Source organism: Kitasatospora sp. HUAS MG31 (assembly GCF_040571325.1).
Taxonomy (GTDB): Bacteria; Actinomycetota; Actinomycetes; order Streptomycetales; family Streptomycetaceae; genus Kitasatospora; species Kitasatospora camelliae.
The window spans coordinates 5,228,603-5,240,511 of record NZ_CP159872.1 but is presented as its reverse complement, the minus strand read 5'-3'; the positions used below and the strand labels follow the sequence as shown (position 1 = coordinate 5,240,511).

At 71.7% G+C, this 11,909-nt stretch carries 11 protein-coding genes; 4 read left to right on the top strand and 7 right to left on the bottom strand.

The genetic code is table 11. The annotated features are described in order from the left end of the window. Complete coding sequence (locus ABWK59_RS23565; protein ID WP_354642592.1) at window positions 1-1,392, bottom strand: M16 family metallopeptidase; 1,392 nt, start codon at window positions 1,390-1,392, stop codon at window positions 1-3. Then, complete coding sequence (locus ABWK59_RS23560) at window positions 1,389-2,762, bottom strand: M16 family metallopeptidase (RefSeq protein ID WP_354642591.1); 1,374 nt, start codon at window positions 2,760-2,762, stop codon at window positions 1,389-1,391. The genes ABWK59_RS23565 and ABWK59_RS23560 overlap by 4 nt, the downstream gene beginning before the upstream one ends. 256 nt (window positions 2,763-3,018) lie before the next feature. Here ABWK59_RS23560 and ABWK59_RS23555 point away from each other — a divergent pair, with 256 nt between their 5' ends. Beyond that, the gene (locus ABWK59_RS23555; protein ID WP_354642590.1) at window positions 3,019-5,466 is read left to right on the top strand and encodes a DNA gyrase/topoisomerase IV subunit A; all 2,448 of its coding nucleotides are present in this window, start codon (window positions 3,019-3,021) and stop codon (window positions 5,464-5,466) included. Between the two features lie 101 nt (window positions 5,467-5,567). Here ABWK59_RS23555 and ABWK59_RS23550 read toward each other — a convergent pair whose 3' ends face one another. From ABWK59_RS23550 to ABWK59_RS23535, 4 genes are read right to left on the bottom strand one after another with little or no spacing between them, the layout of a single operon-like run. Continuing rightward, window positions 5,568-6,263: a hypothetical protein gene (locus ABWK59_RS23550; RefSeq protein WP_354642589.1), complete on the bottom strand. Its 696-nt coding sequence runs from the start codon at window positions 6,261-6,263 to the stop codon at window positions 5,568-5,570. 14 nt (window positions 6,264-6,277) lie between these two features. Beyond that, window positions 6,278-6,820 (bottom strand): hypothetical protein, encoded by a 543-nt coding sequence (locus ABWK59_RS23545; RefSeq protein ID WP_354642588.1) that lies wholly within the window; start codon window positions 6,818-6,820, stop codon window positions 6,278-6,280. Then, window positions 6,821-8,251, bottom strand: coding sequence for a putative T7SS-secreted protein (locus tag ABWK59_RS23540; RefSeq protein WP_354642587.1), 1,431 nt, complete (start codon window positions 8,249-8,251; stop codon window positions 6,821-6,823). After that, entirely contained in the window at window positions 8,248-8,544 is a 297-nt protein-coding gene (locus tag ABWK59_RS23535) for a WXG100 family type VII secretion target (RefSeq protein ID WP_354642586.1), read from the bottom strand. Before ABWK59_RS23535 ends, ABWK59_RS23540 begins: the two co-directional genes overlap by 4 nt. A 233-nt stretch (window positions 8,545-8,777) precedes the next feature. Here ABWK59_RS23535 and ABWK59_RS23530 point away from each other — a divergent pair, with 233 nt between their 5' ends. From ABWK59_RS23530 to ABWK59_RS23520, 3 genes are all read left to right on the top strand, one after another. Next, window positions 8,778-9,131 carry a hypothetical protein gene (locus ABWK59_RS23530; protein WP_354642585.1) on the top strand — a complete coding sequence of 118 codons (354 nt, stop codon included), beginning with the start codon at window positions 8,778-8,780 and terminating at the stop codon, window positions 9,129-9,131. After that, on the top strand, window positions 9,097-9,726 hold the full coding sequence (locus tag ABWK59_RS23525; protein ID WP_354642584.1) for a hypothetical protein: 630 nt from the start codon (window positions 9,097-9,099) through the stop codon (window positions 9,724-9,726). Before ABWK59_RS23530 ends, ABWK59_RS23525 begins: the two co-directional genes overlap by 35 nt. A 76-nt stretch (window positions 9,727-9,802) precedes the next feature. Continuing rightward, window positions 9,803-10,705: a sucrase ferredoxin gene (locus ABWK59_RS23520; protein ID WP_354642583.1), complete on the top strand. Its 903-nt coding sequence runs from the start codon at window positions 9,803-9,805 to the stop codon at window positions 10,703-10,705. 83 nt (window positions 10,706-10,788) lie between these two features. Here the strand turns inward: ABWK59_RS23520 and ABWK59_RS23515 are convergent, their stop codons facing one another. Beyond that, window positions 10,789-11,847 carry an ABC transporter substrate-binding protein gene (locus tag ABWK59_RS23515; RefSeq protein WP_354642582.1) on the bottom strand — a complete coding sequence of 353 codons (1,059 nt, stop codon included), beginning with the start codon at window positions 11,845-11,847 and terminating at the stop codon, window positions 10,789-10,791. Window positions 11,848-11,909 lie beyond the last annotated feature (62 nt).

Below are 11,909 nucleotides of genomic sequence, written 5' to 3'. Positions count from 1 at the left end.
TCAGTTGGCGATGACGGTGACCTCGCCGATGCCGAGGGCCCTGACGGGTTCGGTGATGGTGGCGGCGTCGCCGACGAGGACGGTGACGAGCCGGTCGGGCGGGAAGGCGGCGACGACGGCACGGGTGGCGGACTCCGTGTCGAGGGCGGCGAGCTGCCGGTAGATCTCGCCCTGGAAGTCGTCGGGCAGGTTCTGCTCGACCTGGTCGGCGAGGGTGGCGCCGACGGAGCTGGCGGTCTCGTACTTGAGGGGGGCGACGCCGACGAGGTACTGGACGGCTTCGTCGCGTTCGGCGTCGGTGAGACCCTCGGCGGCGAGGGTGCGCAGGATGGTCCAGGTGTCGGCGAGGGCGGGGGCGGTGGAGTCGGTGTCCACGGAGCCGCTGATGGCGATCAGGGCGCGGCCGGTGCCGTCGGCGGCGGAGCGCAGGGGCTGGGCGAAGGCGCGGACGCCGTAGGTGTAGCCCTTCTCCTCGCGCAGGACGCGGTCGAGGCGGCTGGTGAGGGTGCCGCCGAGGCAGTAGGTGCCGAGGATCTGGGCGGCCCAGGTGGGGTCGTGGCGGTCGGGGCCGATGCGGCCGATGAGGAGCTGGGTCTGGACCGATCCCGGGCGGTCGACGATGATCACGCGGCCGGTGTCGTCGGCGGTGACGGGGGCGTGGGTGCCGGGCTTGGCGGTGGGGCCGGTCCAGGTGCCGAGGGTGGTCTCGAGGGTGGCGAGGAGGTCGCCGCCGGTGAGGTCGCCGACGATGACGGCGGTGGTGGTGGCGGGGTGGATGTGGGCGTCGTAGAAGGCCTTGACCGCGTCGCGGTCGACGGTCTTGACGGTGTCGGTGGTGCCGCCGCGGGGGCGGGAGAGGCGGTCGTCGGCCTCGAACAGGGTGGCGTAGAGGGCCTTGGCGGCGCGCCGGGCGGGGTTGGCCTGCTCGTGGACGATCTCGTCGAGGCGGTTGGCGACGAGGCGTTCGATCTCGTCGGCCGGGAGTGCGGGGGCGCGGAGGGCGTCGCCGAGGAGGGTGAGGCCGCGTTCGAGCCGGGAGGCGGGGACTTCGAGGGAGACCCGGAGGGCGGGGTGGTCGGCGTGGGCGTCGAGGGTGGCGCCGGCGCGCTCGAGTTCGCCGGCGAACTGCTCGGCGGTGAGGGTGTCGGTGCCCTCGCTGAGGGCGCGGGCGAGGATGCCGGCGACGCCGTCGAGGCCCTCGGGTTCGACGGCGAGGGGGGCGTCGAGGATGAGGTCGACGGAGACGAGCTGCTGGCCGGGGCGGTGGCAGTGGAGGACGGTGATGCCGTTGGCCAGGGTGGCGCGTTCGGGGGTGGGGAAGGCCCAGGGGGTGGAGGTGCCGGGCTGGGGCTGGGGGTGGAAGGTCATCGCGGGGGTGGGGTCGCTGCTCATGCGGCCGGCTCCTCCTGGGTCTCGGCGTCGTCGGTCGTCGCGGTGTCGCCGGGGTGGTCGGCGTCGTCGCCGTCGGTCGGCGTGGTGGGTTCGTAGACGAGGACGGCGCGGTTGTCGGGGTGGAGCCGGGCGGCGGCGACGGCGCGGACCTCCTCGGCGGTGACGTCGAGGACCTTGTCGAGTGCGCCGTTGACCAGGCCGGGGTCGCCGAAGAGGACGGCGTAGCGGCAGAGTTCGTCGGCGCGGCCGGCGACGGTGGTGAGGCGGTCGAGCCATTCGCGCTCGATCTGGGCCTGGGCGCGTTCGAGTTCCTCGGCGGTGGGGCCTTCGGTGGCGAAGCGGGCCAGTTCCTCGTCGACGGCGGCCTGGATCTGCTCGTTGGTGGCGCCGGCGCTGGCCTTGACGTCGAGCCAGCCGAGGCTGGGGGCTCCGGCGAGGCGGAGGAGGCCGAAGCCGGCGGCGACGGCGGTGCGGTCGCGGCGGACGAGCCGGTTGTAGAGGCGGCTGGATTCGCCGCTGCCGAGGATGGTGAGGGCGAGGTCGGCGGCGTCGGCCTCGCGGGTGCCGTCGTGGGGGAGGCGGTAGGCGGCCATGGTGGCGCGGCTGGGGACGTCCTCCTCGATGAGTTCGCGGATCTCGCGGCCGATGGTGTCGGGGAGGGTGCCGTCGCGGGGTGGCTGCTTGCCGTCGTGGGCGGGGATGGTGCCGAAGTACTTCTCGACCCAGGTGATGGCCTGGTCGGGGTCGATGTCGCCGACGATGGCGAGGACGGCGTTGTTGGGGGCGTAGTAGGTGCGGAAGAAGGTGCGGGCGTCCTCGAGGGTGGCGGCGTCGAGGTCGGCCATGGAGCCGATGGGGGTGTGGTGGTAGGGGTGACCGTCGGGGAAGGAGAGAGCGGTGAGCTTCTCGAAGGCGGTGCCGTAGGGGACGTTGTCGTACCGCTGGCGGCGTTCGTTCTTGACGACGTCCCGCTGGTTCTCCATGGAGGTGTCGTCGAGGGCGGCGAGGAGGGAGCCCATGCGGTCGGCTTCGAGCCAGAGGGCGAGCTCCAGCTGGTGGGCGGGCATGGTCTCGAAGTAGTTGGTGCGCTCGAAGCTGGTGGTGCCGTTGAGGCTGCCGCCGGCGCCCTGGACGAGTTCGAAGTGGCCGTTGCCGGTGACGTTGGCGGAGCCCTGGAACATCAGGTGCTCGAAGAGGTGGGCGAGGCCGGTGCGGCCCTTGACCTCGTGGCGTGAGCCGACGTCGTACCAGAGGCAGACCGCGGTGACGGGGGTGAGGTGGTCCTCGGAGAGCACCACGCGCAGGCCGTTGGCCAGGCGGTGTTCGGTGATGGCGATGCCTCGGTCGGAGGCGGGTGCCGGGTTGGCCATGCGGGGTCCTTCCCGTCTTCGGTGGTCCGTGCGGGGGCGGCTGTCGTGTTCCCCCATTGTGGTGCAACGTCCGGTGGCCCGTGTGGTGTCCGCGCTGGTCGCGCGTTCGCCACGGGCGGAAGGGGTGGCGGGCTGCGGGGGCTTGTGGGGGCTGTCGGGGGGAGGGTCCACAATGGGGGGCGCCGTGCCCCCGTAGGGTTCGACCGGGGGACGATGTGTTCCACCCCGCCAGCAGACGCAAGGGAGCCCCGCCGCGATGGCCCGCCGCAGTTCGCCCACTCCGCCGCCCGGTGACTTCGAGGAGCGGATCCTCGACGTCGATGTCGTGGACGAGATGCAGGGCTCGTTCCTCGAGTACGCGTACTCGGTGATCTATTCGCGTGCGCTGCCGGATGCGCGGGACGGTCTGAAGCCGGTGCACCGGCGGATCCTGTACCAGGCGAACGAGATGGGTCTGCGGCCGGAGCGCGGGCACGTGAAGTGTGCGCGGCTGGTCGGCGAGGTGATGGGCCGGTTGCATCCGCACGGTGACGCGTCGATCTACGACGCGGTGGTGCGGATGGCGCAGCCGTTCTCGATGCGGTTGCCGTTGATCGACGGGCACGGGAACTTCGGTTCGCTGGGGAACGACGATCCGCCGGCGGCGATGCGGTACACGGAGTCGCGGCTGACGGCGGCGTCGATGTCGCTGGTGGAGTCGATCCACGAGGACACGGTCGACTTCGGGCCGAACTACGACGGTAGTGAGCAGGAGCCGTTGGTCCTGCCGTCGGCGTTCCCGAATCTGCTGGTGAACGGTGCGACGGGTATCGCGGTGGGTATGGCGACGAACATGCCGCCGCACAACCTGTCGGAGGTGGTGGCGGCGGCGCGGCACCTGATCAAGCACCCGGCTGCGGATCTGGACACGCTGATGCGGTTCGTTCCGGGTCCGGATCTGCCGACGGGTGGCCGGATCGTGGGGCTGTCGGGGATCCGGGACGCGTACGAGTCGGGCCGGGGGACGTTCAAGATCCGGGCGACGGCGTCGGTGCAGGACGTGACGGCGCGGCGCAAGGGCATCGTGGTGACGGAGCTGCCGTACGCGGTGGGTCCCGAGAAGGTGATCGCGAAGATCAAGGATCTGGTCAACGCGAAGAAGCTGCAGGGGATCGCGGACGTCAAGGATCTGACGGACCGTGAGAACGGTCTGCGGCTGGTGATCGAGGTGAAGAACGGCTTCGTTCCGGAGGCCGTTCTGGAGCAGTTGTACAAGTTGACGCCGATGGAGGAGACCTTCGGCATCAACAACGTGGCGCTGGTGGACGGTCAGCCGTTGACGCTGGGGCTCAAGGAGCTGTTGGAGGTCTACGTCGACCACCGGTTCACGGTGGTGAAGCGGCGGAGTGACTTCCGGCGGCGGAAGCGGCAGGACCGGCTGCACCTGGTCGAGGGTCTGCTGGTGGCCCTGGTGGACATCGACGAGGTGATCGCGCTCATCCGGTCGAGTGAGGACGCGGCGCAGGCGAAGGAGCGTCTGATGGCCCGGTTCGGGCTGTCGGAGACGCAGACGGCGTACATCCTGGACACGCCGCTGCGGCGGTTGACGAAGTTCGACCGGGTGGAGCTGGAGGCGGAGAAGGCGAAGCTGATCTCGGAGATCGCGGAGCTGACGGAGATCCTGGAGTCCGACGCGAAGCTGCGCAGCGTGGTGTCGGGCGAGTTGGGCGCGGTGGCGAAGCAGTTCGGGACGGCGCGGCGGACGGTGTTGCTGGAGGCGGGGGCGGTGCCGAGTGGGGCGCTGGCGGTGCCGCTGGAGGTGGCGGACGATCCGTGCCGGGTGCTGTTGTCGTCGACGGGTCTGCTGGCGCGGACGTCGGGGATGGAGCCGGTGGAGACCGAGGGTGCCCGGGCGAAGCACGATGTGATCGTGTCGGCGGTGCCGGCGACGGCGCGTGGTGACGTGGGTGTGGTGACGTCGGCGGGCCGGGTGTTGCGGCTGGCGGTGATCGATCTTCCGGCGGTGCCGGAGGGGTCGGCGGCGTTGGCGGGTGGGGCCGCGGTGGGCGAGTTCCTGCGTCTGGAGGCGGAGGAGTCGGCGTTGGCGTTGACGACGTTGGACGAGTCGTCGCCGGGGTTGGCGTTGGGCACGCTGCAGGGTGTGGTGAAGCGTGTGGTGCCGGAGTGGCCGGCGAACAAGGACGAGTTCGAGGTGATCGCGCTCAGGGAGGGCGATCGGGTGGTCGGTGCGGTGGAGTTGCGTACCGGCGAGGAGGATCTGGTGTTCGTCGCCTCGGATGCGCAGTTGCTGCGGTATCCGGCGGGTCAGGTGCGGCCGCAGGGTCGGCCGGCCGGTGGTATGGCGGGGATCAAGCTGGCGGACGGGCAGCGGGTGTTGTCGTTCACGGCGGTGGATCCGGCGGCGGATGCGGTGGTGCTGTCGGTGGCCGGTGCTTCGGGGACGTTGGCGGGTGGGGTGCAGACGACGTGGAAGGTGACGCCGTTCGAGCAGTATCCGCGGAAGGGCCGGGCGACGGGTGGGGTGCGGTGCCAGCGCTTCCTGCGCGGGGAGGACGGTCTGGTGTTCGCCTGGGCCGGTCCGGTGCCGGCGCTGGCCGCGGCGGCGGACGGTTCGCCGGTGGCGCTGCCGGAGCGTGACCCGCGCCGCGACGGTTCGGGGTCGCCGGTGGCGAAGCCGGTGGCGGCGGTGGGTGGCCGCGCGTAGCGGTCGGCCGGTGTGAGAGGGGTGCCCGCTGTTCGGCGGGCACCCCTTCGTGGTGGTCGGGCGGTCGGCGGGGACCGCGACGGCTGCGGAGCCGTTCCCTGTCAGCCGAAGGCGGCCTCGATGCGGGCGGCGCTCTCGCCGCGCTGCTCGGGCACCGTCGGCTGGTCGTCGTGGACGCGGACGGTTTCCGCGAGCTCCGACATCAGCGCGACGTAGTGCGGGAGGTCGGGCAGCGACGGGGTGGTCAGCGACATCACCAGCAGGGACCGGGTCTTGGGCAGCGGGATGTACACGTCCACGTTGACCAGGGGGATTGCCGCGGGTCGTGGTGCGTCCGCCGACGGGGCGGGTGGTGTCCACTCGATGGCCATGAACTGGACGAGTGCGGGACCGACCTCGACCTCGGTGCGGTAGACGTCCACCGAGGGGTTGAGTGACAGCGATTCCTGGAGGGTGCCGGTGATGGTCTCGAGGTCGCCGGAGTCGATGGTGTCGCTGCGGATGATCAGCGAGGCGGTGCTGACCCGGTCGTCCTCGGTGGCGAACATGCAGATGCCCGCGTAGCTCGCGCCGTCCCCGGCGGCGGCAGCGGCCACGTCGGCGTACAGCTGCTGGACGCCTTGGCGTTGGTAATCGGTGCCGCCGGACCAGATCTCCGAGGCCACCTCTTCGAGGTGGGCCCAGCGTTCCTCGTCGGTGAGGTGCATGCCGAGGTCGTGGAAGTCGACCGGGACGTCGAAGTCGAAGCCGATCTCGGGCTGGCTCGCGGCCGTGTGGGGGCCCTGGTCGGCCGTCATGGGTGTCTCCTCGTTCACAGCAGGTTGGATCGCCATCCGGTGGCGGGTACCAGGGTGATGCCGAACGGTCCTCCGGAGCGGGCCACCAGGCCGCGCGAGGAGGCGATCGCGTGGATCCGCTCGGGGGGCAGGCCCCGGTAGTCCTTGGGTGAGATCAGCAGGGCGTTCCCTTCGGATCCGTAGCGCAGGTAGGTCCAGCCGTGGAAGCTGCCGGCGCCTTGGCGCTGCTCCTGGTACGCCTTGAGGGCCACGTCGCACAGCCGGTTCATGTGCGCGTCCCATCGCCGGGGGTCGGTGCCCCATTCGCGCGCGAACCGGGCCGGGCCGACCCAGCGGGTCACGGGGCGGAAGAGCACCCGGAGCACCTCGGCGTCGAACCTTCCGTCGGTCAGGAGGTCGGAGGCGGTGATGAAGGGAAGGATGACGAGCCGTCCGAGGAAGCTGAGCGGCACCCAGATCCATTGGAGGACGAACCAGATGATCAGTCCGGTCTTCGACCGTGGTCCGGCGGAAGGGGTGAGGGGCGTTCCGGTCGGTGTGGTGTGCTGTCCGTACACCTAGTCCCCCTTCACGGCGGCGTAGATGTCGGTGACGATGCCCGGCACCTCGGCGGCGGCCAGCGGTCCGCGGGACCACCAGGACATCGGGTCGAGCGAGCCGTCCACCCGGACCGCGGCCTTGAGGGAGTCGAACTCCCTCAAGACCGGCAGCTGTGCGAGCCTGCTGGTCTTCATGCCCTCCATCATGGTCTCGCCCGCGGTGTGGGCCAGGTGCGTCTCCCAGGCCAGCTTCATGCGGTTGCCGAAGCCCGGCAGGGCCTTGAACTCGGTGACGAGGTCGGTGCCGCGATCAGCGAAGCGGGTGACCTGTGAGGCGGTGCCGCGGGTTGCCTCGCCGATCTGGCTCACGATCTTCGCCTTTCCGACCTCCCGCACGAACTCGGTGGTGGACCGGGCGCCGTTGACGACCTTGGGGACGAGCTTGGTGCTGACCTTGACGGCGCCCTTGGCGGCGGTGCCGAAGAACTTGCCGGCCGGGAGGATGCCGAGGCCGTCGCCGATCAGGTCCATGGCGCTGACGTTCGCTCCGCCGAGTTTCGCGAGGCCGTGGGTAGCCAGGGCGCCGGCCGAGAGTACGCCGCCGGCCAGGGCGAGTGCGCCGGCTAGCGGGGGGAACCAGGCCGTGCACAGGGCGGCGACACCGAGCACCGTGGAGGCGATCGACATCCAGTCGCCGATCTTCTTGAGGAGGTCGGCGTGCTTGGTGGCCCACTCCTTGATGGCGTGGCCGGCCCGCTTCATGCTGTCCTTGAACTTGTCCCAGAGGCTGGTCTCGGGGGCGTTCTGGTTGGCTTTGCGGAGTGCCTTGGCGACCTTCTCGGCGGCGTCCCCGTGGTCTTCCTTGAGTTCCTTGGCGCGCTTCTTGATGGCTTCGAAGGCGTCCTCGGCGTCCTCCAGGGCGCGCTTGGCGTCGTCGAGTTCCTCGCCCGCGCGGTTCAGGTCGCGCTGGGCGCCGTCGATCTGGGCCTGGGCGTTCTTGAGCGCGGCGTCGTCGGTGTAGAACTGGCCGGCGAGGCGGAAGGCCGGGTTGTCGGCGGCGGAGTTGTAGCGGCTCTTGGCCTGGTCCTTGGCCGTCTCGCACTGCTCGCAGCGCTGCTTGGCGGCCTGGGCCTCGGCCTCGTAGCGGCGGGCGACCTCCTGGAAGGAGGTGAGCTGGCTCTTCCAGGAGTCGAGCTGCCGGGCGGCTTCGCGGACGGCGTCGTCGCTGTCCCGGAGCATCTTCGGCAGTTCGGTGACCTTGTTGGCGAAGGCCTCGGCGGTGTCGCCCTGCCAGGCGCCGCCGGCGCGGGTGAGGGAGGAGAGCGTGTTGGAGGCGCTCTCCAGCGCGCCGGCCGCCGTGTTGAGCCGGCCGACGAGGGCGTCGACGTTGCCGGGGTTGCCCGGGGCGGGGTCGAATCCGAGGGCGGGGAAGTCGGCCTTGTCGCTCACGCCTGGCCTCCGGCGAACGCGTCACGCAGGGCCTGTTCGGTCTCCTGGTAGGACTTCTTGGTGATGGTGAGGCCCTCCTCGACCTGCTGTGTGCCGTCGGCGATCTTCTTGATCGCGTCGTCCCAGCTGTCGTGGAACTCGTCGCAGGCGTGGTCCAGGGCCGTGCTGCCGGTCGTCTTCGGACCGGTGTCGCGCATGGCGTTGAGTGCGGTTCGCAGTTCGTCCTGGCTGCGGTGCAGATCCGCGAGCAGCTTGTCGAGATCACCGATCTCGACCTTGAAGAACGACCCCATGGCTCCCCCGTCGAACAGTCAGTTTCAGGTCAATTTCGGGCGCCAGCATAACGCTGTGCTCGAACGGGTTTCCGATCTGTTACCGGCCGGCGGTCGGTTCGGTCCGGAATCGGAACCATCGGGATCATGATCGCGTCCGGCAGGGGGCCGTCACGCCGCCGGCCGGTTCCGGCGGACTGCCGGGGGCGGTCCCGGCCGGGGCGTGCCGTCCGCTGTGCTCACGAGGAGAACTGATGAACCACCCGACCGTCCTTCCCGTCACCGGCGCCGCCCTGGCGTCGGTGCCGCGGGTCCGTGAGGCCGCGGCGTCGGCATCGGCCCGGTTCGGGGTCGATCTGCTGGACGACGCGGTGGCCGCCCGGGTGGTGGCCGACCATGAGCGGCTGAGGGACACCGGGGGCTGGCATGACGAGGTCGGCGGTCTGCTGGTGATCGGTGGCGTGGTGGCGGCGCTGGTTCTCGGCGGCGATCTCGGCTCGCCGGTTCAGGCGAAGGTGGCGGCGCAGTTCGGCGCCGCCTGTCTGGCGGTTCCGTTGGGCGTCCTTCGTCTGGGTGCTGGGGAGCCGGTCGGGCGGTCGCAAGCGTGAGGCGGCGGCCCGGTTCGCGGCGTACGCGGCGCTGCTGGAGCTGGCGCGTGGCGCGGGTGCGCCGGTGGCGGTGCCGGCCGGGTGGGCCCGGGAGCGGGCCGGGGTGTCCGGGGAGCGGGCGGATGACGCGGGTCTGCTGCCGGTGGTGCCGGCGCAGCTGATCGCGCAGCGGCCCGAGGTGCACCGGGAGGCGTTCCGGTTGGGCGCCGAGCGGGGTGTGGACTACCTGGACGAGCGGTCGGTGCGTGAGTTGCTGGCGGCGCAGAGGCGGGCGGTGGGCCGGATCCGGGTGTGGGCGGTGTGGTGCACGCTCGCGCTGTGCGGGACGGGTGCGGCGGCCGGGGTGGCGCTGACCCTGGTGAGGGGCTCCGCGGGGCGGGGCGGTCTGTTCGTCGCGGCGGGCGTGCTGGGCGCGGTCTGTGCGCTGCTGCTGGGCCAGGTGCTGCGGAGTGTCCGCGGGTGGCGGGTGAGCGGGGTCGCGGACCGGGCGCACGGTTACCTGCTGCTGCTGGAGGCGGCGCACCGCGGCGGGGTGGCCGTTCCGGCGCTGCCGTCCTGGCTCGACATCCGCGAGCGTTCGAAGAAGTGGAGCTGAGGGGCCGGCAGGGGAGGACACGGCGGTGGGGCCGTCGCCGTGGGTCCGTTCGGGTGCCGAGGGTAGGCTTGCCTGAGTGAGCACTTGCGCGACCCTCTCCCGCGAACTGACCGAACCGCTGGCCGCCACCGCGGCGACGGCGGCGACCTGGCTGCTGGTGGAGCAGACCGGGCCGTGGGGGGCCAGGGCGCTCACCGAGAGCCACCTGGACCCGGAGCTCGGCCGGGCGCTGGAGGGGGCCGCCGCGGGGACGGGGGTGCGGGTCGCGCTGGTCCGGCGTCCGGGGCGGCACGCCGACTGTCTGCCGGGGGCCCGGCACGAGGTGATCGTGGCGCACACGGCGCCGGGCCGGTCCTGGGTGCGGCGGGCGGCGGTGGCCGACGCGGGCGAGCTGCTGGGGCTGGACTTCGCCGCGCTGGGCGCGGGTGAGCACGGCGGCTGGGGGTTCGAGCACTCCGGTGGGCCGATCGCCCTGGTGTGCACCAACGGCCGCCGGGACCGCTGCTGTGCGCTGCTCGGCCGGCCGCTCGCGGCGGAGCTGGTCTCGGCGGCGCACAGCGAGGTGTGGGAGGTGACCCACCTCGGCGGCCACCGCTTCTCCCCCACCATGCTGGTGCTGCCGTACGGCTACGCGTACGGGCGGCTCAGCGGTGCCACCGCCAAGGACGTGCTGGCGTCGACCGCGGCCGGGCACACGGTGCCGGAGTGGTCGCGCGGGCGCTCGTACTGGGACCGGCCGGGTCAGGCGGCCGAGCAGGCGGTCCGGGAGCTGACCGGGGTGACCGGCGCGGACGAGTTGACGCTCCGCCAGGACGCGGACGGTCCGGGGCAATGGACGGTGCTGGTGGCGCTGGCGGACGGCCGGAGCTGGCGGGTGACGGTGGCGGAGGGGGCCAGCGAGCCGCCGCGGGCCGAGAGTTGCGGGAAGGCGCCGGCCACGCCGTCGCGGATGGACGTCGTGGCCGTCGAGGAGCTGTAGGGAGTCTGCGGGGCCGACCGGATCGTCCGCGGTCCCGCGCCGCCGGCTGTCCGGGGCGGCGGCGCGGGACCGCGGGGTACGGGTCAGCCGGCGGCCTTGCCGACGAACTCGGTGGTGTAGGTCTTCGCCAGGTCGATGCTGCCCTCCTTGCCCTTGACGTCGGGGTGGAAGGCGGCGAGGACGGCGAGGACGGTCTTCGGTCCCTCGGCGGGCATCACGCCGTCGGTGGTGAACATCGGCAGGGTGGCCTTGATCGCGGCCGCGTACTGCTCGGCGCCGCCCTGGGCGTAGTCGGCGGGCATCTTCGCGGCGATCTCCTCCGGGCTGTGGGTGCTCATCCACCTGAGGGTCTTCACGAAGGCGTTGGCCAGCTTCTGGACGGTGTCCTTGTTCTGGTCCACCCACTGGGTGTTCATGTAGAGCGAGGAGGAGGGGTAGAGGCCGCCGAGCGCGGCCTTGGAGCCCTCGGGGGTGCGCATGTCGTAGAGCACGGTGCCGAGGTTCTTGGACAGGATGGTGGCGACCGTCGGGTCGGTGGTCATGCCGGCGTCGATGGAGCCCTGCTGCATGGCGGCGATGAAGGTCTGTCCGGCGCCGACCGCGATCGGGCTGAACTCGCTGACCTGGACGCCGTTCTTGACGGCCAGGTACTTGGTGAGGAAGTCGGTGGAGGAGCCGATGCTGGTGACGCCGAGCTTCCTGCCCTTGAAGTCGGCGCCGCTCCTGATGGCGTCGGCCTGCTTGGCGGAGACCACCTCCACCTCGCCGGGGGCCTGCGAGAACTGGACCACCGACTCCACGCTCTTGCCCTTGGCCTGCAGGTCGATGGTGTGGTCGTAGAAGCCGACGGCGCCCTGGACGTCGCCGGCGAGCAGCGCGGTGGTGGCGTTGACGCCGGCGGGCTCGCTCATCAGCTCGACGTTGACGCCGGCCTCGGCGAAGTAGCCGAGCCGCTGGGTGAGCATCGCGGGCAGGTAGATGACCTTGTCCAGGCCGCCGACCATGATCTTGACCTTGGGTCCGTCGACGACGGGGCCTGCGGGGGCGGCCCCGTTGTGCGACAAGCTGGCGGCGTCGTTGGCACAGGCGGTGAGCGGGAGGAGCAGCGCGGCGGCGAGGGCGGCGGCGAGGGTTCTGCGCATGGGGGTGCGACCTCTCGGGAGGCGGAACAGGGGGGAGCGGAACGGGGGTGGGGGGACGGCGC